This window comes from Rhizobium sp. BK313 (genome assembly GCF_014193655.1).
Taxonomy (GTDB): domain Bacteria; phylum Pseudomonadota; class Alphaproteobacteria; order Rhizobiales; family Rhizobiaceae; genus Rhizobium.
Map to the genome: position 1 here is coordinate 314,434 of NZ_JACHZQ010000005.1, position 23,093 is coordinate 337,526.

15 protein-coding genes and 1 pseudogene are annotated in these 23,093 nt (G+C 62.2%); 1 reads left to right on the forward strand and 15 read right to left on the reverse strand.

The features are described 5' to 3' along the window. The 12 genes from FHT86_RS25025 to FHT86_RS25080 all read right to left on the reverse strand — a co-directional run bounded on the left by FHT86_RS25025 (position 1) and on the right by FHT86_RS25080 (position 19,360). Positions 1-3,108 carry an efflux RND transporter permease subunit gene (locus tag FHT86_RS25025; RefSeq protein WP_133708964.1) on the reverse strand — a complete coding sequence of 1,036 codons (3,108 nt, stop codon included), beginning with the start codon at positions 3,106-3,108 and terminating at the stop codon, positions 1-3. Then, positions 3,105-6,224, reverse strand: coding sequence for an efflux RND transporter permease subunit (locus FHT86_RS25030; protein ID WP_133708963.1), 3,120 nt, complete (start codon positions 6,222-6,224; stop codon positions 3,105-3,107). The genes FHT86_RS25025 and FHT86_RS25030 overlap by 4 nt, the downstream gene beginning before the upstream one ends. Beyond that, positions 6,221-7,723 carry an efflux RND transporter periplasmic adaptor subunit gene (locus FHT86_RS25035; RefSeq protein ID WP_133708962.1) on the reverse strand — a complete coding sequence of 501 codons (1,503 nt, stop codon included), beginning with the start codon at positions 7,721-7,723 and terminating at the stop codon, positions 6,221-6,223. The genes FHT86_RS25030 and FHT86_RS25035 overlap by 4 nt, the downstream gene beginning before the upstream one ends. A 254-nt stretch (positions 7,724-7,977) precedes the next feature. After that, entirely contained in the window at positions 7,978-8,964 is a 987-nt protein-coding gene (locus tag FHT86_RS25040) for an MDR family oxidoreductase (protein WP_133708961.1), read from the reverse strand. 66 nt (positions 8,965-9,030) lie between these two features. Beyond that, positions 9,031-10,068, reverse strand: a complete 1,038-nt coding sequence (locus tag FHT86_RS25045; RefSeq protein WP_133708960.1) for an ABC transporter ATP-binding protein — start codon at positions 10,066-10,068, stop codon at positions 9,031-9,033. Next, positions 10,065-11,039, reverse strand: a complete 975-nt coding sequence (locus tag FHT86_RS25050; RefSeq protein WP_409527622.1) for an ABC transporter ATP-binding protein — start codon at positions 11,037-11,039, stop codon at positions 10,065-10,067. The genes FHT86_RS25045 and FHT86_RS25050 overlap by 4 nt, the downstream gene beginning before the upstream one ends. Before the next feature lie 65 nt (positions 11,040-11,104). Beyond that, entirely contained in the window at positions 11,105-12,004 is a 900-nt protein-coding gene (locus tag FHT86_RS25055) for an ABC transporter permease (RefSeq protein ID WP_208116672.1), read from the reverse strand. Next, the gene (locus tag FHT86_RS25060; RefSeq protein WP_133708958.1) at positions 12,004-12,939 is read right to left on the reverse strand and encodes an ABC transporter permease; all 936 of its coding nucleotides are present in this window, start codon (positions 12,937-12,939) and stop codon (positions 12,004-12,006) included. Before FHT86_RS25060 ends, FHT86_RS25055 begins: the two co-directional genes overlap by 1 nt. Positions 12,940-12,964: 25 nt before the next feature. Continuing rightward, entirely contained in the window at positions 12,965-14,569 is a 1,605-nt protein-coding gene (locus tag FHT86_RS25065; protein ID WP_133708957.1) for an ABC transporter substrate-binding protein, read from the reverse strand. Positions 14,570-14,588: 19 nt separating this feature from the next. Beyond that, a complete protein-coding gene (locus tag FHT86_RS25070) occupies positions 14,589-15,701 on the reverse strand; it encodes a mandelate racemase/muconate lactonizing enzyme family protein (RefSeq protein WP_133708956.1) in 1,113 nt (370 codons plus the stop codon). Positions 15,702-16,104: 403 nt separating this feature from the next. After that, positions 16,105-16,938, reverse strand: coding sequence for a hypothetical protein (locus FHT86_RS25075; protein WP_133708955.1), 834 nt, complete (start codon positions 16,936-16,938; stop codon positions 16,105-16,107). A 7-nt stretch (positions 16,939-16,945) separates the two neighbouring features. Then, positions 16,946-19,360: a CaiB/BaiF CoA transferase family protein gene (locus FHT86_RS25080; RefSeq protein ID WP_133708954.1), complete on the reverse strand. Its 2,415-nt coding sequence runs from the start codon at positions 19,358-19,360 to the stop codon at positions 16,946-16,948. A gap of 173 nt (positions 19,361-19,533) precedes the next feature. Here FHT86_RS25080 and FHT86_RS25085 point away from each other — a divergent pair, with 173 nt between their 5' ends. After that, positions 19,534-20,589: a LacI family DNA-binding transcriptional regulator gene (locus tag FHT86_RS25085; protein ID WP_133708953.1), complete on the forward strand. Its 1,056-nt coding sequence runs from the start codon at positions 19,534-19,536 to the stop codon at positions 20,587-20,589. A 3-nt stretch (positions 20,590-20,592) separates the two neighbouring features. Here the strand turns inward: FHT86_RS25085 and FHT86_RS25090 are convergent. The 3 genes and pseudogenes from FHT86_RS25090 to FHT86_RS25100 form a co-directional block, all read right to left on the reverse strand. Beyond that, a pseudogene (locus tag FHT86_RS25090) lies at positions 20,593-20,880 on the reverse strand (amidase family protein); the annotation flags it as partial. Positions 20,881-20,910: 30 nt separating this feature from the next. Next, complete coding sequence (locus FHT86_RS25095; protein WP_133708951.1) at positions 20,911-21,756, reverse strand: amidase family protein; 846 nt, start codon at positions 21,754-21,756, stop codon at positions 20,911-20,913. 100 nt (positions 21,757-21,856) lie between these two features. Then, on the reverse strand, positions 21,857-22,954 hold the full coding sequence (locus FHT86_RS25100) for an RHE_PE00001 family protein (RefSeq protein WP_133708950.1): 1,098 nt from the start codon (positions 22,952-22,954) through the stop codon (positions 21,857-21,859). Between the last annotated feature and the right edge of the window lie 139 nt (positions 22,955-23,093).

Genomic DNA, 23,093 nt, shown 5'->3' on the forward strand with positions numbered 1-23,093 from the left:
TTACGTTGGCGTCGAGGACATCGGCATCTCTACATGTTGCTTCGTCGACCACCTGCTGTGCAGCTTGGCCAGCATCAGGTAGATGATCGGTGTCGTGTAGAGCGTCAGGACCTGCGAGACGATCAGGCCGCCGACGATGGTAATGCCCAGGGGGCGGCGGAGTTCTGCACCGGGGCCGGTGGCAATGATCAGCGGGATGGCACCCATCAGGGCGGCGAGCGTGGTCATCAGGATCGGACGGAAGCGTTTCAGGCAGGCTTCATAGATCGCCTCTTCCGAGGGTAGGCCGAGCTTGCGTTCACGCTGCAACGCGAAATCCACCATCATGATGCCGTTCTTCTTGACGATGCCGATCAACAGGATGATGCCGATGAAGGCGATGATCGTCAGTTCCGTGCCGCTGATGACCAGCGCCAGCAGCGCGCCGAGGCCGGCTGATGGCAGTGTCGAGATGATCGTCAGCGGATGCGCCAGGCTCTCATAGAGAATGCCGAGGACGATATAGACCGTCAGCAGCGCCGCCAGAAGCAACAACGGCTGGCTGCTCGAGGATTGCGTCACGCTGGCCGCATCGCCGGCGAAATCCGCATGCAGCGAATCCGGCAGATGCATCTGGAGTACCGCCTGCTGAATGGCATCGTTTGCTGCCTCCAGCACGGTGTTGAGCGCCAGATTGTAGGATATGGTCACGGAGGGATATTGCCCCTGGTGATTGACCACCAGCGGCGCCAGCGTCCGGTCGACCGACGCCACGGCACTCAGCGGAATCTGGATGCCGCCCGACGCCGGCACATAGAGCTTGGAGATATCGTTGGGATCTCGGGCATAGCTGGGATCGGCCTCCAGCACGACGCGATATTGATTGCGCTGGGTATAGATGGTCGAGACTTGCCGCTGGGCGAAAGCATTGTTCAGCGCAGCGTCGATCGACTGGATGCTGACGCCGAGCCGAGAGGCTTCACTCCGGTTGATATTGACCGTCGCCTGCAGGCCGTTCGGCTGCCGGTCGGTGGCGACATCAGTCAGTTCCGGCAGAGCCTGCAGGCGTTCGAGCACCTTCGGCGCCCATTCCACCAGCTCGTCGTAATTCGCACCCCAGAGCGTGAACTGATATTGCGATTGAGACTGACGCGCGCCGGCGCGGATGTCGCCCGGCGAAAACAGGAAGGTGCTGAGACCGGGAATGGCCATCAGCTGTTTGCGCAGCCGGTCGATCACCTCGGCGGTCGGGACGCGCTCCGATGCGGGTTTCAGCGAAATGAACAATTGCCCGCGATTGACCGAGCTTGAAAAGCCGCCGCCACCCACGGACGAGCCGACGCCGGAGACGGCCGGATCCCGGGCGACGATATCGGCCGCCTGCTGCTGCAGCTTGACCATGGCCGGATAGGAGATATCGGTCGCCGCCTGCGTACCGCCCTGCACGAAGCCGGTATCGTCCTGCGGAATGAAACCCTTCGGCACCTTCACATAAAGATAGGCGGACATGACGACGCAAGCGAGGATGACGAGGACGGAGAGCACACGATGATGCAGCACCGCCTTCAGAGTCCGGCCATAGAAGTTGGTGATCGCACTCAGCGTCCCTTCGATGACCCGGCCAAACGGGCCCGGCCGAGCCTCCAGGTCGTGCGCCCGCAGCCGATGGCCGCAGATCATCGGCGTCAGCGTCAGCGACACCAGTGTCGAGACGACGATGGTGAAGCCGAGCGTCAGAGAGAAGGTCTGGAAGAACCGTCCGACGATGCCGCCCATGAAGAAGAGAGGAATGAAGGCCGCGAGCAGCGACAGGCTGATCGAAACGACGGTGAAACCGATTTGCTTCGCACCCTCGAGCGCCGCCTTCATAGGCTTCATCCCTGTCTCGAGATTGGCGTAGATATTCTCGATCATCACGATAGCGTCGTCGACGACGAAACCGACGGAGACCGCCAACGCCATCAGCGACAGATTGTCGATCGACAGCCCGAAGAGCCACATGGCAGCAAAGGTGCCGCACAACGACAACGGCACGGTGACGCCGGCTGCGAAGGTCGTCGTGGCGCGCCGCAGAAAGATGAAAACCACGGCCATGACCAGGCAAATGGTGGCAAGCAGCGTCCATTGCATGTCGGTGACGCTGGCATGGATCGTCGTGGTGCGGTCGGAGAGAACCGCGATGCGGACACCGGACGGGATCAGGCGCTGCAACTCGGGGATCAGCGCCTTGACGCCATCGACGGTCGCAATGACGTTGGCGTCCGCTTCCTTGGTGATGTTGAGCAGCACGGCCGGTTTGCCGTCGTACCAGGCATCCGAGCGGCTGTTGCGCACACCGGGCTCGACGCTGGCGATATCGGAAAGGTGCACGGCCGTGCCGTCACCGCTTTGCACGATGATCCGGCCATAATCCTCCGGGGTCCGTAGCTGACCATTCATGGAAATGGAGAAGGCTGCACTGCTGCCGTCGATCGAGCCGACGGGGCCAAGCACATTGGCATTGACGATCGCCGTACGGACACTGTCCAGCGACAGACCCATGGCGGAAAGGCGGTCGGGATCGAGCCTGACACGCACGGCCGGCTGGTCGGCCCCGCTGACGGTAACGCCGCCGACACCATCCACCTGTGAGATGCGCTGCACCACCACCGTATCCGCAGCATCGTAGATGGCGCTCGGCGCCACATTGTCCGATGTCAGCGCCAGGATCAGGACGGGCGCCGCAGCCGGATTGATCTTGCGGAACGAGGGCAATGTCGGCAGATCGCCGGGCAAGTCGGTCGCCGCCGCGTTCAGCGCTGCCTGTACATCCTGCGCCGCACCGTCGACGCTGCGCGACAGATCGAATTGCGCGACGATGCTGCTCGATCCGAGCGAGCTGACCGAGGTCAACTGCGTGATGCCGGCGATGGTACCGAGATGCCGCTCAAGGGGCGCTGCGACGCTCGCCGCCATGCTGGCAGGGTCGGCACCCGGTCGGCTGGCGGAGACGACGATCGTCGGCAGATCAACGGTCGGCAGGCTTGCCACCGGCAGAAAGCGATAGGAAACGATACCGAGGATCATCAGCCCGATCGCCAGAAGCGTCGTCCCGACAGGACGTTTGATGAACGGCTCGGAGAGGTTCATGTCCCGCCACCTACAACTTCGTCCAGTTCCGGAGCCGGCGCGCCGGTCGGTCGTCCGACGACACGGGCGCGCAGGCTTTCAAAGGCAAGATAGATCACTGGGGTCGTATAAAGCGTCAGAAGCTGGGACAGCACCAGGCCGCCGATGATGGTGATGCCGAGCGGGATTCGCAGCTCCGCTCCGGTGCCTTGTGCCAGCGCCAGTGGCAGCGCACCGAAGAGTGCGGCAAGCGTCGTCATCATGATCGGACGGAAACGCAGGATCGAGGCTTTCAGGATCGCTTCGCGCGGCGCCAGTCCCTCCTTGCGTTCGGCCTCCAGCGCGAAGTCGATCATCATGATCGCATTTTTCTTGACGATACCCATCAGCAGAACGATGCCGATCAAGGCGATGATCGACAGGTCCTGCCCGAACAGCATCAGCGCCAGCAGCGCACCGACGCCCGCCGATGGCAGGGTCGACAGAATCGTCACGGGATGCACGGCGCTTTCGTAAAGCAGGCCAAGGACAATATAGATCGTCACGACAGCCGCCAGGATGAGCCAGGGCTCGCCCGCAAGCGACGAGGCGAACTCCTCGGCATCGCCGGAATAATTGCGCTGAATCGAACTTGGCATGCCGATATCGCGCTCCGCCGCCTGGATCTCGGTGACGGCTTCACTAAGCGACGCGCCCTTGGCAAGATCGAAACTGAGGGTCACGGCCGGGAACTGTTCGTCATGGCTGATGACCAACGGCGCTGTCGCGAACGAGGCCGTCGTAAAGGCATTGAGTGGCACCTGGGTGTCGCTGGCGCCGGCGACATAGAGCTTGTCGAGCGATTTCGGGTCCGACTGATATTGGGGAGCCGCCTCGAGGATGACGCGGTACTGATTGGCCTGACCGTAGATCGTGGCGATCTGGCGTTGCCCGAAAGCATCGTTCAGCGTGTCGCTGACGGCCTGCATCGACACGCCGAGGCGCGAGGCAGTTTCACGGTCGACATTGACGAAGATGCGGCCGCCACCCATTTCGACTTCCGAAGCGACATCGATCAGCTTCGGGCTCTGCTGTAGCCGCTGTGCCAATTTCTCGGCCCAGTCCACCACGGTCGCCGTATCGGTACCGGTCAGCGTATATTGATAGGGCGCGCGGCTGGCGCGCGTGCTGATCGAGATGCCGCGCACGCTCTGGAAGGTGACGTGGATGCCGGGCAGATCGGCCACTTCGCCACGCATGCGGTCGATGATTTCAGCCGCCGAAGCCGCGCGCTCGCTTCTCGGCCTCAATATCAGGCTGAGATTAGCGGTATTGAGCGTCAGGTTGCTGGCGCTGGTGCCGATGACCGAGACGATACCTTTTACGTCCGGATCTTTGCGCAGCCGGTCCGCCACAGTCTCCTGCGTTTGCTTCATCGCTTCGAAGGAAGTGGTGGGCTCGGTCTCGACCACCGCGGTGATCAGGCCGGTGTCCTGCGCCGGCAGGAAGCCTTTGGGAATGACGATGTAAAGAGCGATCGTAGCGGCAAGTGTCACCACCGTGACCAGCAACATCAAAGCGCTCCGGTCCACCACCCAGACGAGGCTGCGGCGATAGCCCTCGATCAGCCACCCCATGCCGCGATCGGTGCCCGCCAACAAACCGCCGCGATGCTCTTTCGGCTTGCGCAGGATGCGGGCGCACATCATCGGCGTCAAAGTCAGCGAGATCACCGCCGATACCACCACGGCGATGGTCAGCGTCAACGCAAACTCGCGGAACATGCGCCCGACGATGCCGGTCATGAACAGCAGGGGGATGAAGACAGCGATCAGCGAGAAGGTTAGCGAGATGATGGTGAAGCCGATTTCGCCGGCACCCTTCAGAGCCGCCTGCATCGGACTCTCGCCTTCCTCGATGTGGCGGGCGATGTTCTCGATCATCACGATGGCATCGTCGACGACGAAGCCAGTACCGATCGTGAGCGCCATGAGCGACAGATTGTCGAGACTGAAACCGGCGAACCACATGACGCCGAAGGTCGCAATCAGCGACAACGGCAGCGCCACGGCGGCGATGAACGTCGCCGTTACCGTTCGCAGGAACAGCAGAACGACGAGGATGACAAGACCGATACTGACGACGAGCGTCCATTGCACGTCATGGATCGAGGCGCGGATCGTCTCGGTGCGGTCGTTTACGATGTCGAGGGAGATACCGGCCGGCAGCGCCTGCTTCAACCGCGGAAGCTGATTCAGCACGCTCTCGACCGTCTGGATGACGTTCGCCCCCGGCTGGCGCATGATGTCGAGGATGACGGCGGGCTGGCCCTGGTACCAGGCGCCGACGCGGTTGTTCTCCAGCCCTTCGACGACGGTGGCGACATCCTTCAACTGCACCGGCGCATTGTTGCGATAGGCGACGATGACGGATTTGTAGATGTTGGGATCGACAATCTGGTCATTGGCGGCGAGCGTGAAGCTCTGCTGCGTGCCGTCCAGCGCCCCCTTGGCGCCGGCAACGCTGGCATTGGTGATCGCCGTGCGCAGATCCTCCAGCGCCAGACCATAGGAGGCAAGCCGCGGCAGGTCGGCCTGGATGCGGATAGCGGGCTTGACGCCGCCCTGGATGTTGACATCGCCGACGCCTGAGACTTCGCTGAGCCGCTGCGCCATCATCGTATCGGCGAAATCGCTGAGTTCCCGGATCGAATAGCTATTGGAGCGCAGCGCCAGCGTAACGATCGGCGTATCGGCAGGGTTCACCTTCGAGTAGGTCGGCGGATAGGGCAGCGTGCGCGGCAGAGTCGAGCCGGCGGCGTTGATTGCCGCCTGCACGTCCTGGGCCGCGCCATCGATATCGCGGCCGAGATCGAATTGCAGGGTGATCTGGCTGATGCCGAAGGCGCTCGATGAGGTCATCGACGCCAGCGACGGGATCTGACCGAGCGGCCGCTCCAGCGGCGCTGTCACCAATGCCGCCATCGTATCGGGATCGGCGCCCGGCAATTGGGTCGTCACTTGGATCGTCGGAAAATCCACCTGCGGCAGCGGCGCGACCGGTAGGAAAAGAAACCCGAGAATGCCGCCCAACAGAATGGCCACCCCGAGAAGCGAGGTGGCGACCGGCCTGGAGATGAAGAGCGACGAGACGTTCATTGCTGTTGCGTGGGCGTAGCTGATGAATTGGTGGAAGCGGCATCGCCGCCGCCCGTATTGCCATCGGCACCGTTGCCGGCAGTACCATCTGCGTTCTGTCTGCGGTGACCGCCGTTGCCGCCCCCCTGGCCGTTATGCTTGCGGTGCGGCCGTTGGCCATCATTGGCCACGTTGCCGTCCGTTTGCGCCTGGTTGTTTTGAACTGCGTTTTCGGCAACCGGCTGCCCCTCGGTCTCAGGCTTCGTCGTAGCCGGCGCTGCCGCTCCGGTCCCGGCGGAAATCTGCACTTTCGAACCATCCTGCAGACGGGCAAAGCCCGTCGTCACCACCTTGTCGCCGGGTGCGACGCCATCGGCGATGACGGCCTGCACGTCATCTTGCTGGCGCACCGTCACCGCCTTCATGGCAACTGTCTGATCCTGCCGGATGATGTAAACGAAGGTGCCGTTCGGTCCGCGCTGCACGGCGGCGGTCGGAATGACCGTTACGCCCCTCAGCGTCTCGACCAGCAGGCGGGCGTTGACGAAAGCGCCCGGCCACAGCGCCAGCTTGTCGTTCGGGAAATTGGCCTTCAGCTTCACCGTGCCTGTGGTTGGGTCGACCTGATTGTCGACCACCGCCAGCGTGCCGTTGTCGATCACCGTCTGACCGTCGCTCGCCATCGCCTGGACGGAAAGTGTTCCCGTCGCACTTGCCGCGTTGACTCGGGCTAGCTGCTGCTGCGGAATGGAGAACAGGACGGAGATCGGCTTGATCTGCGATAGCGTCACAATGCCGGTCGCATCCGACGAGCTGACGAGATTGCCGACGTCGACATTGCGGATGCCTGTACGCCCGTCGATCGGCGCCGTGATCGTCGTATAATCGAGCGTCGCCTGCGCGCTTTCGATGGCTGCCTGGTCGGACTGGATCTGCGCCGTATATTGCGCAACCAAGGAAATCTGGGTGTCGACCTGCTGCTGCGTGCCCGAAGCGCTCTGCACCATGCGCTGAAAACGATCGAGATCGCGTTTCGCGCCGGCCAACAACGCCTCGTCCTGCGCCTTCTTACCGATGGCCTGGTCGAGCTGGGCCTTATAGACGGCGTCGTCGATGCGGGCGATGACGTCGCCCTTCTTGATGTCCTGGCCTTCCTCGAAACCGATTTCGACGACCTTGCCATTGACCTGAGCGCGCACCGTCACCGTGTTCAGTGCCTTCACGGAGCCGACGCCGTCGATATAGACGGGCACATCGGAGGATTTTGCGTCTGCTGCCAACACCGGAACGGGGCCGTTGAATTGCGAAAGGCCGCCGCGCCGCCGTCCGCCGCCTTGGCCTGAACCCTGCCCTTGATTGCCACGGCGTTCGCCCTGAGCCTGTTCGCCAGGCGCAGCCGCGCTCTGATAGCCAAGCAGGCGCTCGGCGCTGCCAAGCCAGCGATCACGTGTCACATAGGCGCCATAGGCCACGGCGCCAATCACCGCTAGCGACACCAGGACCCGAAATGTCCGAGCCATCAATACACCTTCCTTCACAGCCCCGGCTTCAATGCTCTGCCGGTGCGATATTGGCGCGACTTTAACTTGCAGAGCGTCGCTTAGGAATTTGGTATGGCCATTAAATTTTGTCCATTTTTGTGCGGCTTAGCGCAACAAACTGTTACATTGGACAAAAACTAGGGTTGTGGTTGCAATTGAATAATCGGCAACGCACGCCCTCGCTGTCCTGCGAGAATGGCGGGCCAGCAAATCGCGTGAACGGCCTGGGAGGATCACATCCGCACGACCAGACGGCCGCGAACTTGCCCTGCCAGAATAGCCTTTGCGGCCTCCGGCAAGTCGTCGAGCGTGATTTCCTGGACGAAACCATCATAGGCCGAAAAATCGAACAACTCGGCGATACGCGCCCAGGCAGCGACACGCCGCTCATAGGGCTGCATGACGCTGTCGATGCCGAGAAGCGCCACACCGCGCAGGATGAAAGGCAGGACATTGGTCTCAAAGGTCACGCCACCGGCATTGCCGATGGCGGCGACGGCGCCGTGATATCTGACCTGCTTCAGAAGCTTGCCGAGCATGGCCCCGCCCACCGCTTCGACGACTGCAGCCCAACGGGCGCTCTCGAGCGGCTTGTCGGCTGCTGCGAAGAACTCTTCGCGACTGATGATCGTCTTTGCCCCGAGAGCCTTCAGCCCATCCGACAATTGCGGGCGGCCGGAGATTGCCGCGACCTCATAACCGAGCTTCGAAAGCAGGTGGATCGCCACCGTACCGACACCGCCGCCTGCGCCGGTAACCAGCACTTCGCCGTCGCCGGGTTTCAGGCCGTTGGCTTCCAGCCGATCGATCGCCAGCATCGCCGTCAGGCCGGCGGTTCCCATGACCATGGCATCGCGTGTGGAAAGCCCTTCGGCAAGCGGCACCAGCCAGTCGGCATTGACCCTGGCCTTCTCGGAATAGCCGCCCCAATGGCTCTCGCCGACGCGCCAACCGGTCAGCACGACCTTCTGCCCCGCAACATAGCGCGGATCGGCGCTTTCAATCACCGTCCCGGAAAAATCGACGCCGGCAACATGCGGATAGGTCCGCACCAGACCGCCGGCACCCGTCAGGCACAGGCCATCTTTGTAATTGACGTCGGCCCATTCCACCGCGACCGTGACATTGCCCTCAGGCAATCGGTCATCGTCCAACGTCTGCACAGACGAGGAGATGGCGCCCGCAGCATCGCGCTCGGTAACAAGAGCCTTGAAATTCATCGGGCGGTCCTTGTGTTCATACACATCAAGTTAGGGCGGAACGACGACAAATCATCCCACCCCGTCTCAAACGATCGCCGGGGCGGCAGTCCGCGGCGCAACCGGGATCGGATTGGGCTTTGCGAAGTGGCAGGCGGCGAAATGGCCGGGCACGGTCTCGGCCAGGGGCGGCCGTTCGGTCCTGCAGATCGCTTCGGCAATCGGGCAGCGCGTGTGAAAGCTGCAGCCGGGCGGGACGTTGGCCGGGCTCGGCACGTCGCCCTTCAGAACGATGCGCGTCTTCGGCGCATCCGGATCGGGCTCCGGCACGGCCGAGAGCAGCGCCTGCGTATAGGGATGGCTCGGCCGGTCGTATACACGATCCTTCGGCCCGATCTCGACGATGCGGCCGAGATACATCACCGCCACGCGGTCGGCGATGTGGCGCACGACCGATAGGTCATGGGCGATGAACAGATAGGAGAACTTGTGCTGCTCCTGCAGGTCCTGCATCAGGTTGACGACCTGTGCCTGGACCGAGACGTCGAGTGCGGAGACCGGCTCGTCGGCGACGATGAATTTCGGATTGACCGAGATCGCCCGCGCGATGCCTATGCGCTGGCGCTGGCCGCCGGAGAACTGCCGGGGGTAGCGATCCATGAAAGTCGGCGATAGCCCAACCTGGGTCAAAAGTTCCGCCACGCGATCACGGGCCTGTTGTCGCGACTTCACCAGGCCGAACACTTCCAACGGCTCGGCAACGATCTGGGCGATGGAGCGGCGTGGGCTGAGCGACCCGTAAGGGTCTTGAAAGATCATCTGCATCTTCTCGCGCATCGCCCGCATTTCGCCGCGGCTGAAGCGGGTGAGATCGACACCGTCCATCAACACTTGGCCCTCGGTCGGCTCGATCAGCCTCAGAAGCAGCCGCCCGAGCGTGGACTTGCCGCAGCCGGATTCGCCAACCAGAGCCAGAGTCTCGGCGCGCTTCACGGTAAAGGAGACGCCATCGACGGCGCGCACGCCGGAAGGCGTCTTGCCGAGCGTCAACCCGCCGGCATCGGAAAAGGTCTTGCCCAGATCCCTGACGGTGATCAGGTCGTCTTGCGTATTCGTCTCGTTCATGATGTCGCTCCCGCGCTGACCCAGCAGGCTGCCTTCTGGCCGGTAGCCAGGGTGAACATCGGCGGCATCATCTCAGCGCATTTGCCGATCCGGTCCGTGCAGCGGGCATAGAAGGGACAGCCCTGCTTGACTGTGCCGGCAAGCGGGACTGACCCCGGGATCTGATAGAGCCGCTTGCGGTCGTCCTTCAGCTTCGGCACGGATTGCAAAAGACCGCGTGTATAGGGATGGCCGGGACTGCGGAAGATGGTGCGTACGTCGCCATCCTCCACCACACGGCCAGCATACATGACGATCACCCGCTCGGCGATATCGGCGACGACGCCGAGATCGTGCGAGATCAGCAGCACGGCGGTGTTCAGCTCCCGCCGCACCTGCTTCATCAGTTCCAGCACCTGCGCCTGGATGGTGACGTCGAGCGCCGTGGTCGGTTCGTCGGCGATCAGGAGTTTCGGATTGCAGGCGACCGCCATGGCGATCATTACGCGCTGGCGCATGCCGCCCGAGAACTGGTGCGGATAGGCCCCGATGCGCTTTTCCGGATCGGGCATGCCGACAAGCTTCAAAAGCTCGATGATCCGGGCACGCCGCTCCTCGCGGCTCGATTTTTCATGCAGCTTGATCGCTTCGCCGATCTGGTCGCCGATGGTCATGACCGGATTGAGCGAGCTCATTGGTTCCTGGAAGATCATCGCAATATCACGGCCGCGGATCTCCGGCATTTTCGAGCGCGGCAATTCCAGAAGATTGACGCCTTCCAGCTCGACCCGACCTTCCGCGATGCGGCCGGGCGGCATAGGGATCAGGCCCATGGTGGCGAGCGAGGTTATCGACTTGCCGGAGCCGGATTCGCCGACGATGCCGACCGCACCGCCGGCGGCGATCTCGAAGCTGACGCCGTTGACGACGCGGATGGGCCGGTCCTTGGGACCGAACTCGACCGAAAGGTTATCCACCTTGAGGAGGGGCACCTGCTGGCCGGATCGGGATTGAGACTGGGATTGGCTCTGGCTCTGCTTGAACGATGTTGCCGCAATCATGATGTGGTCTCCGGATCGAGCAGGTCGCGCACCGCGTCACCGGCAAGGTTGAACGAGAGCACCACGCAGGTAATGGCGAAGCCGGCGGCGATGATCGGCCATGGTGAACCGAAAAGATTATTCAGGCCGTCACGGATGATGTTGCCCCAACTCGGGTTCGGCGGACGCGTGCCGATGCCGAGAAAGCTGAGTGACGCCTCCAGACGAATGGCGGAGGCAACCCAGACGGTCATCAACACCACGATGGGAGCGGCAATATTCGGAATGATATGGCGGAAGATGATGACCGGCGTGCTGAGCCCGATGGCCACTGAGGCTTCGACATAGGGCTCCTGCTTGACTGCCAGTGTCGAGGCGCGGGCGACGCGGGCAAAACCCGGGACGAAGGCGACGGTGATGACCGCGACGATGTTCCAAAAGGCACCGCCAAGCACTGCGGCGATCATGATCGCCAGGAGCAGTTCCGGAAAGGAGAGCAGCAGGTCGATGACGCGGCTGATCAAGCGATCGACGATGCCGCCAAAATAGCCGGCGACGACGCCGAGCGCCGTGCCGCAAATGGCGGCGAGCGCAGGCGAGATCAGGCCAAACAGCAGCGAGTTGCGCGAGCCGTAGATCATGCGCGACAGCACGTCGCGGCCGAACTGGTCAGTGCCGAGCCAGTGCGCTGCCGATGGCGGCTTGTTGACCGCAAGAATGCTCTGCGCCAGCGGATCATAGGGAGCAAGCAGCGGCGCGAAAACGGCGATCAGGACGAAGATCAGCACGATAGTGAAGGCGAAGATGGTGGACGGACGGCCGAATATCACTTGGCGAAGCAGGGTGCCGAAACCCGGCGCGGGCGCCATATGCGGCGTATCGGCCTGCGACCCGATGGGAGCGGTGATCGTGTTCATTATTTCACCCGAATGCGAGGATCGATGACGATGTAGAGCAGGTCCATCACCAGATTGATCAGCACGACGACCATGGCAAAGACGATGACGCCTCCCTGGATCACGCCATAGTCGCGCTCGGTGATCGCCTGGATCAGAAGCCTGCCGATACCCGGCCGGTTGAAGACCAGCTCGACGGCCACCGATCCGGAGAAAGTGGCGAGCAGGCTGAGCCCCATGCCCGTCGTCAGCGGCAGAAGCGCGTTGCGCAGTCCATGACGATAGATGACGCGAGGCTCGCGCGCGCCCTTGGCGCGGGCCGTCCGGACATAATCCTTACCGAGCACTTCCAGGAGCGACGTGCGCGTCAGCCGGCCGATGAAGGCGGCCTTGACCATCGCCAAGGTCAGGGCCGGCAGGAAAACGTGATACATGCGATCGGCAAAACCGTTACCCGCCCCGTTGATCGGGAACCAGCGCAGATTGAGCGCGAAGATGATCAGGAGCAGTGCCCCGAGATAGAAATCCGGCACGGCATAGCCGAACAGCGAGAAAGCGCGCACGCCGTTGTCGGGCAGTTTGTCGCGATTGGTCGCAGCAAGCACACCAAGCGGCACGCCGGCACCAAAACCCATGATCGTGGCAACAACCGTCAGCTCGATCGTATAGGGCAGATTACGCCCGATGAGATCGAGTACCGAGGCGCCGTTCATGTAGGAGGTGCCGAGATTGAAGGTCACAACCCCGTAGAGGAAATTGATGTACTGGTGCCAGAGGGGCACATCGAGGCCCATCTTGGCGCGGAACTGAGCGAGCTGCTCTGGGAGAGCGGCGTCCCCCAGAGCAGCGATCGCCGGATCGCCGGGCAGAATGCGCATCGCTATGAAGACGAGCGTCAACACCAGCCAGATCGTCGGTATGGCGTCCACGAGCCTTAGGAATAGATATCTGCCCATTGCATCTTTACCTGTATGAAGAGCGTTACGCAGTCTTGGTGGCGCGATGGAAGCGCCAGCGGGCGTAACCGCTCTTGACCTCGTAGCCGAGATTGACGCGGGCGTTGCGCGCCACGGTGAAGGACAATGTCGACATGCCGATCAACGGCAGATCGCGCAACACCTGCAATTCGATCTGCTTGCAATAATCGACGTAGGTCTTGAAGTCGGTCGACTGCAGCGCCTTGTCGAGCAGGCCATCGATACCGGGCATGGCGACCCCGTAATGGCTGTAGTTGATGCCGCCACTACCGTCGGCCTTGACTTCGGACTTCGTCGAAAGCTGCTGGAAATAAAGCTGCGTCGGGATCGGCGGATAGCTCGCCGAATGCAGGGCGAGGGTGTTCTTATCCATGTGGTTGTCGGCATGATAGGCAGTGTGATCGCCGATATGCAGGTTCATGCGCATACCGACGGCGCGCAACTGTTCCTGCACGATCAGCATGATGGAGGAATAGTCCTCGCGCTGGCTGCAATTGCTGTCGAAATCGAAGCCGTTCGGGAAACCGGCTTCGGCAAGCAGTGCCTTCGCCTTGTCCGGATCGTAGTTGTATTGCAGTTCGGGCGGCAGGTCTTGGGTCTTGAAACCGGCCGGGAAGAAATCCGGCTGCAGGCCGGCCATGAAACCGCCCATCGGCTTCAGCGCGTCGGCAACCGCGTGACGGTCGACGGCATACATGATCGCCTGACGTACCTTGAGGTTATCGAAGGGCTTGCGGTTGAGGTTGACGTGGAGCGTGTTGAACGAGCCCGGCGCCGTCATGTCGAACTTCAGCGTCGAGTCGCGCTGCAGCATGGAGTCGACCCAGCCCGGCGCACGTACGGCTTCGATCATGTCGACGTCACCCGACAGCAGCGCCAAGGTGCGCGCCGTGGTGTCGGCGATATAGACGCATTCGACGCTGGCGATCTTCGCCTTGTTCTTCGGGTCCCAATAACCCTCGTGGCGCTTCATCCCGACGCCCCACTGATTATCAAAGCGGGTGAGTTCATACGGGCCGGTACCGACGGCGTCGGTGGCGAATTTTTCGGCGCCGATCTTGTCGAAGGCCTTCTTCGAGACGATCGAAGTGTTGTTGCAGAAAATCGACGTCCCAAGCAGGTTGACGTCGGGCGTCTTCAACTGAATATCGACCTCATAAGGACCCTTGGCGACAACGTCGGCGATATTGGCCAAAATCGTCGTATTGGTGCCGTCCTTGATCGCGCGCTTGAAGGAGAAGACCACGTCGTCAGAGGTCATCTCGCCATAGCCCTTGTGGAACTGCACACCCTGGCGCAGCTTGAACGTCCAGGTCTTGGCGTCCGTCGACGTCGCCCATTCGGTGGCAAGCGTCGGGATATACTGATCCGGCGTTGTGGCGAACGTGCCGTCATCCGGGCGGACGAGCTGTTCGTACATCTGCTCGGTCGCCCAATTGTCGCCGCCCTGCGTCGTCTGATTGGGATCGCTGGTGCGCGGGCCGCTGGCGGCAATGCCGATGCGGATCACATCGGAAGCGCTCTGCGCGCGGGCCGAATTGAAGCCGACCATGCTCAGCGCCGCCGAAGCCGCCGCCAGCTCAAGGAATTCACGTCTTCTCAGGCTCATAAACTATCCTCCCAGGATATTAGCTGCGACGCTTGTTCAGCTCGGCGTCGTTGATCGAAAGGCCCAGCCCCGGACCCGAAGGCACCAGGAACTTTCCGTTCTGCGGCTTCGGCAGATTGTCGAAGGCGACATGCATGCGCGTCGACGGATCGGCGAATTCGGCCGGCTTGGTCAGATGCATGATGGCGGAAAGAACATGCAGGTTGGCGACATGGCCGATGGTCGGCTGCGTCTGGTGCGGCACCAGTTCGACGCCATGGGCATGGCAGATCGCCATGCACTGCATCAGGCCGGTGATGCCGCCCATCTTGATGACGTCTGGCTGCACCATGCGCACGCCGGCATTGATCATGTCGACAAGGGCTTGCGTCGTATAGGTCTGCTCGCCGGCCGAAACGGTGATGCTAAGGCGCTGGGCGATCTCGCCCATGGCGCGGACGTTGTAATGCTGCACCGGCTCCTCGAACCAGATGTAGCCTTCATCCTCCAGCACTCGGCCGACACGCATCGCCGTGCCGACGGAGTAGAGATTGCTGGCATCGAAAGCGAGCGGGAAGCCGTCGCCAACCAGCTTGCGCACTGCCTTGATCTTGGCGATGTCGCCGGGCACGTCGACGTCCTGGCGCGACCGGTCACCATCCTGGCGGAATTTTATCAGCGCCGGCGTCTCCGATTTGAAGCGCTCTTCCACTGCGCGCAACGTCTCGTCGAGGGTGCGGAAGGCATTGTTGCCGACGGAGGAATAGAAGGGGATTTCCTTGCGCCAGGCGCCGCCAAGCAACTGATAGATCGGCAGATTGAAGAACTTGCCCTTGATATCCCAGAGTGCGATGTCGAGCGCGGCAAGCGCACCGGTGACCGCGCCTTCCGGCCCGAGCTTGATATATTTGTGCATCAACCGATCGAAGATGATGGTATGGTCGAGCGCATCGAGGCCGACCAGGGACTCGGCGAAATCCCTGACGACGCCGAGCGAATGCTCGCCGCCCATCATCGGTGAAGCTTCGCCATGGCCGACGATGCCGTCTGTCGTGGTGACGCGGATGAAGGCCGTACGGCGGCCCGGCGGCTCGTTAGGCTCCCAGCTAACCTGGAAAGCCTCGACGGATTTGATGGTTGTAGAAGTCGGCACGCCCAAAATCCTTGTTGCAAACGAAATGTTGAAATGACAGTCCGGCCCGTGACCGGAAATGCGCTCTGAGCTGGCGATACGTGCGAACGATCAATGTCAGCACCGGCCACCCCACGGGGAGGGCACGCGTCGCCGTTCAGCCCAGACAGGCTGCCGTGCTCAGAAAATCCTCGATAGCCTCCTGCGATCCTCACTATGCCTGCCGCGTTCATCCGGCAGTCTCTCTCCTACGGAGCGCACCATTACGCATTTTGCATCCGTATGCAACATCGCAAAACGGGCAAATTCGGAAAAACTATGCTGATTGGTAGGATGAATAGGCTAACATGCGCCCGTAAAGCCGCAAACCCGCCTTCGTTGGCATGTTGCGGCAACACAGATATTCCCTCTTGGAAAAAGCAATTCACGCGTAAGCGTAGATCGAGGTCCGAAGGAACCGGGCGACAGGTACGCCATCGGCCATCATGAACTCCTCGCTCTCGAAATAATATTTGCCCTTGTGGAGCGAAGCATCGGTTATGCGCCCGACCGTGGTCAGGCGCTGGCCGGGACGAACAAGCCCGAAATGCTGCGCCTCGGCACTGGTCAAAACCACCGGCGCCGGAAAGGCGAAGCTGTTGTTCGTGTCGCCCATGGCGAGCCGCATCAGGCAGCCGGAATGTACGAAACCGGGATCGCTATAGAGTGGATGCCGCTCACCGAAAGCCGAAAGAGATTTGCGGAATTCAGCTTCGGTCAACCCACTGTCGGCCGTCGTCACCGGCATGCCCGGCTGCAATTCACCAGCCGCAACGCGCGGCGGCATCTCTGGCCGCGGCAATATCGCGAAACCTGAAATATCCGGCACAACAGGTTGCGCATCCGGCAGCCCGACCCAGCCGGACGCAACCTCTTCGCCCTCCTCATTGACGGCGCTGATCCCGGCCCGGCGCATCTCGGGGCTGCCCACGAGTTCGGCGGCCTTGATGGTCAGTACATCGCCATTATAGACCGGGCGGCGAAAGCGGGCGCCCATGCCGCCGCGCTCCGCCCAGACCTGCCCCCAGGCTTCGATCGCCACGCGGCTGATGTGGCCGTAAACGAACGCGCCGGGCACCAAAGCTGCCTTGTAGCCTCGGGCACGGGCGACGTCGTCGTCATGGATCGATCCCCTGTAGCGGGGATCGTCGTCGAGCTGGACGTGGACGGTCAAACCGCGCGGGAAAAGAGCTTTATCGGCAGAAAAGGAGGAAGGCATATCGGGCTCACCCATCGGCAAATGGCACGGTCGCCGTCGCGGCGCTGGCCTGGAGTTGATCGATCTCTTCGGCTGACAGAGCCAGAATGTCCCGGAGCACGCGCATATTGTCGCCGCCGAATAGCGGGGCCGCGCTGCGCTGCGTGCCGGGCGTGCGGCTCAGGTGGATCGGCAGGCCGGGATGCGGATGTCGCCCGGCGTCAGGATGATCCAGCTCGGTAAAGAAGCCGCGAAGGGCGAGGTAGTCGCTGCCTGCGAGATCGGCAGCGGTTGCGACCGGGGCAGCGGCAATACCGGCCTCCTGCAGCCGCCGCGCCACCTCATGCTTACTGCGGCCATGCGTCCAATCCGCGATAGTCCCGGTCAACAGATCCTCATTGGCACGCCGCGCCGCCAGCGTCGCAAAGCGGCTGTCTTCGGCCAGGTCGGGTCTTTCCATCACCCTACAAAGCGCCCGCCATTGCGTCTCGTCTTCCGCCGCGATCACCACCCACTGGTCCTCGCCGGCAGCCGGAAACGCATCATGCGGAGCCATATGGGCGACGTGATTGCCATCGGGCGCCGGATCGAGGCCGGTCTCGGTCGCAAGCAGCAGCTCCGCGCCGATGAGCTGCATCGCCGCCTCCACCTGCGGCACCTCGATATATTGCCCCTTGCCGGTCCGCCGCCGGTAGTGCAGCGCCGTCAGGATGGCGGCTGCGGCATTGAAGCCACCTATCGGATCGAGATAGGAAGGACCGGTATTCTCCGGCTGGCCATTGCGATAGCCCATCATCGCCGACATGCCGGTCGCCATCTCCATGGTAGGGCCGAGCGCGGCATAGCCGGACATCGGTCCTTGCCGCCCAAAAGCCGGCAGTTCCGCGACGATGATGTCGGGCTTGATCCTGGTGAGATTGTCGTAATCGAGCCCGAGCTTGGCAAGCGTCCCCGGCCGGAAATTACAGATCAGCACATCGGCCATCGCCACCAGCCGCTTCAATGTCTGCCGCCCCTCCTCCGTCTTCAGATTGAGAATGCAGGAGAGCTTGTTGACGTTCTGCGAGTTGAACAGGAAGGATCGATCGAAGAACCGCTCGCCGGGCTTTCCACCCGGAAAATTGACCGGATTGGGCTTCTCCTTGTTCAATCGCCAGGAATTGACCCGGTTCGGCGACTCTACATGGATCGATTCGGCACCGAAATAACCAAGCACTCGCCCTGCCATCGGCCCGGCCCAGGCCGTGGTGATCTCGATGACGCGGATGCCTTGCAGGGGGAGAGGCGGAACAGCCGTCCCTCGCCCACCCTTATCCAGAGCCCGGAGCGCAGCAATCTCCAAAGGACGAGGATGGCCCATAAAGTCACCAAGACTAGAATCCCCTTCATCCAGATCGGGCGCACCCGCCCGCACCCGGCGCGCAGTCTCGCTCATGCGAAATGGCGGTCCGAGGATGACCCGGCCATCGACACTTTCCCAATAGTTGCGGCTGTTGAGATGGGCACTGCCAAATTGTTCGGACGGACGATAGGCTTTGGCGGCGATCACCTGCGCCTGCTGAAGCCGCTCCACCAGGCCTTCGGCAGCAAGATCCGCGACCTTCTCCTGGATGATGGCGAACATCGCTTCCCAGTTTCGCCGGCGGATGGCCGGATCGGCAAAGCGCGGATCTCGCTCCATTTCCGGCAGATCGAGGGCCGTGCACACCGCATGCCAGCGGTGATTATAGATCCAGATGCACACCCAGCCGTCACGGCATTTCACCTGGCCTGCCGGGATGGTCTGATCGTTGCGGCGATGGATCGAGCCATTGTAGATGTGCCGGAGCACATAGGGAAAACACATGGCAGCGGCCGTTTCCCCGGTATCGACGCTGACCGCTTGCCCCTTGCCATCGGCGGCGCGTGCAGAAAGCGCCGCCATGATGCCGATATAGGCCGCAATGCCGGCAGCAAACGAAGCGCGGTCGCCGACGCCGTATAGTGGCTCGCGCCCGAATTCGCCGTTGTTGTTCATCATGCCCGATAGCGCCTGCAGCACGATTTCCGGTGCCTTCCAATCCTTCAGCGGCCCATCCTTGCCGAAGGGGCTGACGGTGACGACGACACATTGCGGATTGATCTTCTCCACCTCGGCGGCATCGAAATCCTCGGGCAGGATGGCGACGTCGGCGCTTGCGAGCAGCGCGTCCAGCCGGGCGCGCCCCGCGTTGCTTTCGCGGTCGAGGCTGACGGAACGCTTGCCTGTGTTGAGATGCCAAAAGCGCAGCGAAAGTCCCCGATCCTTCACGGAGAAGGGCGGCATACGCCGGATCGGTGAACCGGCCTCAGGCTCCACCAGGATCACCTCCGCGCCGAAGTCGGCAAGCAGCCGCGCGCAATACTGACCGCCCAAATTATCCGAGAAATCGACGACCTTGAGATCGTCCAATGCACCAGGCATTCGAATTGCCTCCACCCATCATCGTATCATTCAGCGTCCGATCTCCTCCCGAACGCCAGCGCACACTAATATGACTTGCATACGCATGCAATATGAACTTCAATTTGAATGAAACGATTGAATGAAATCGATCGGAACGGTATTGACCGTGCAGCGGCTGTTGAAACCGCGAGATGAGCAATTCGGGGACGCAGATGGCGCGTGGCGTTGTATCGTCAGATGGAAAGAGAAAGCCGATCACCGCGCGCGAGCTGGCGCGCATGATCGGGGTCAGCCAGTCGGCGGTCTCGCGCGCCTTCACGCCGGGCGCAAGCATTGCACCCGAGCTGCGCGAAAAAATCCTGAAATTCGCCGACGAGCAGGATTACCATCCGAACGCGATTGCCAGCATGCTGTCGAAAAGCCGCACCAACATCGTCGGCATTGTCGTTTCCGACATGAGCAACCCCTTCTATCCCGCGCTCATCCAGAAGCTGTCGCAGGGCCTGCAACGCATCGGCCTGCAGAGCCTGCTGTTCAACATCACCAAGGGCTCGAACATCGAAGAGCAGCTCTCGGCGCTGAGACGCTACAATGTCGATGCCGTCATCGTCATTTCGGCGACGATGCTTTCGGGGGCGACCCTGCATTGGGCGACCGAGGGCCGTGCCGCGATCCTGATCAACCGCGTCGTCGAGGACGCCGATATCAACTGCGTCTGCTGCGACAACGTCGAGGGTGCGCGCGCCATTGCCGATCATTTCCACGCGCTTGGCCGCCGCCGCGTCGCCTATGTCTCCGGTCTCAGCCATACCACCACCAATCTGGAGCGGCAGAACGCCTTCATCACCCGCGTCGCCGAACTCGGCATGACGCTGACCGGCCGTGTCGATGGCGGAGAATACAGCTACGAGGCCGGCCGTCGCGCGGCACTCGAAATCGCCTCCAAGGGCAATACCGATGCGATCTTCTTCGCCAACGACATTCTCGCGGTCGGCGGCATCGATGCGCTGCGCGAGGATAGCGGCAAGCGTGTGCCCGAGGACATTTCCGTCGCCGGCTTCGACGACATCCCCATGGCGGCCTGGCCGCATTATGCGCTGACGACGTTTCGCCAGCCGCTCGACGAGATCGTCACGGTGGTCGTCGGCATGCTGGAGGATGGCTCCTGCCAGCCGGGGCAGCCGTCCAGTGTTAAGCGGATATCGGGCGGGCTGATCGTCAGACAGTCGACGGGGCCGCTGGCATAGACCTCACAGCCCTTCCACCAGTTCCAGCAACACGCCGTCACTGCCGCGGCGGCCGATGACCGACAGCCCTACCGGTCCGCCGTCCATCTTCCCAGCCGGCATGGAAATCTGCGGCAGGCTGGCGTGGCCGGCGATGGAGAGGAGGCCAAGAGCCTGCTGCCGGTAGATCTCGAATATTTCTCGGGATGAATCCCTGCGCGGAGCAGGGCCTGGGGCTGTCGGGATGATCATCACCAAGCCGTCGGCAAGTGCTGCGTCCATCGTCCGGGCAATTTCACGCCGCGTCGTATCGACCCTGGCAAAGGTCTCGTCGCTGACGGATCACGCCGCGGCGAAACGCGAGGCGATATCCGGACCAAGTTCGGCATCATGCGCCTCGACCCAGCCACCCAACACCTTCCATGCATCATAGCCCTGCCAGAAGCGATAGACCTCGGACCGTTCTTCCGGCCCGACGATCGGCAGCGGATCGGTAGCGGTTTTGCCGAACCGCGCCGCGATCCTTTCCGCCATCGGCCGCAGCAAAGCGGCAAGTGCCGGATCGACGCCCGTCCAGATATCGGAAGGTAGCCAGGCCGCCGAAAAATCCGACCCGCCGGCAATACCGAGCGTACGACCGACACGAGCCAATGTTCGGGCATCGCGGGCAAACCAGCCGAGAGTATCGAAACCCGGCCCGAGCGGCACCACGCCACTCATATCGATCGCCCCATGACTGGGCCGCATGCCGAAAATACCGTTGAAGGAGGCCGGCAGCCGCACCGAGCCGCCAGTATCCGTTCCCAGCGCGAAATCTACCAGGCCGGCACCAACAGCCGAAGCGGAGCCGGAGGAGGAACCTCCGGGTATACGGTCGGGCGCAGCGCTATTCAGCGGCGTGCCGTAGTGTGCGTTGGTGCCCATCAGGCTATACGCAAATTCATCCATATGTGTCTTGCCGGCAAGTACGGCCCCCTCGGCCAGCAGCCGGGCGACAACAGGCGCATGCGCCGCCGCTGGGCCATGCGCGCGCCGCCAAACCGGATTGCCATTGCCGGTGATCCGTCCTTCGACATCGATATTGTCCTTGGCGGCAAAGGTCAGCCCAGCCAGCGAGCCACTATCCACGGTACGAACCGGCTGCGCGAAAAGCTCGATGAAGGCATTGGCGGTATCGATCAGAGGCATGGGTGCATTTCCGTAAAGGTGGGGATTTCAGGCTAGCCGCATTCAGCCATGCGCACAACGACGGCGCGACCCTCAGATGTGCAATCCAGGCCTCACTGCACTAAAGGATACCCCAACCGCGATAGCGCCCGCGTCCGGTCATCTCGCGTAAGCCGAGTTCAGCCACCAGATTGAGTGCACCGCGGGAGGTGACGCCGACATGGCGGGCAACCATGTTGGCGGAGACGATAGGCCGGGAAAGCACAATCTCGATGACGCCGGGCAAGCTGCTGTTCGACCGCCGATCCTTCAGCCGGCGCTCCATCTGTATCCTGGCGAGCGACAGGCGATCGAGTTCCTTCAGGCCCGCCTCGGCCGATAGTGCCATGGCTTCAAGAAAAGCGATCAGCCGCGTGGTGCGGTCCGGCCCGCGGCGGCGCTCATGCCGCACGGACTTCAGGCCGGTATTGAGGCAGAAAAGGTGGGACGTGACCTTGCCGCGGCTGCGCAGATAGGCGCTGACGAGCAGGCTGCCCAGCCAATGCTGCCGCCGTAGCGGCTCGATCCGTTCCCATGCATCGAACAGCACGGCAGCGCCCAAAGCCGGCGGCAGGAGATCCGCCTGATGGATGGCGGCGCGCCAGTTCTCCAGCCGCTCGTTTTCGTCCCAATCCTCATCTCGGATCAGGCCGAGCGGATCGTCCGTGTTTACGGCCTTGACTTCGGGAATCTTTCCATCCAGCACCTGGCCGGAGCGGGCGATAACAGCGTCGATCTCGGCAAAATCCATACCGAAGTCATCGTCATCGTCCTCTTCTGTTTCCGCCATCTCGATAGACATGGGGCGCGGCGTGGCGGTTTCCTCGGCATCACCGATATCGCCGCGCAGGGCGGCGAGGCCGGCCGCTCCCAGCCCCCAGTCCGGCTCGGCGTTCCATAGCCGTCGCCGGGCGCGCAGCACGGCGTGGGCGATGGTCAGCTCATGCGTCGGCGCGCGGGCATCGACATGCGCATCATGCAGCACCAGATCTTCCACATGCACCAGCTCGCCGCCGACCCAGAGCGCGCCGACCGCATCGAAAAAATGACCACGCTCACGAAAACCATCGCCAACGACATGTCGCAAAACCCGCTCATCCAGCCGCGCCAGCATATCCTCGGCCCTGGTCATCGCGGGGAGAAGCGTCGTCAGCGGTAGGGTGGCAAGATCATATCGCATTGGAATTACATGATTGATTCGATCTTGCGGAAGTTAACATCACTGACGGCATCGGGATAGAAAGCGGCCTCTTTCAACTGTGGACGGCCCTCACGATTTTTCCTCTTGACCTTCCAGCGACGGGAAGGTTCATAAGATT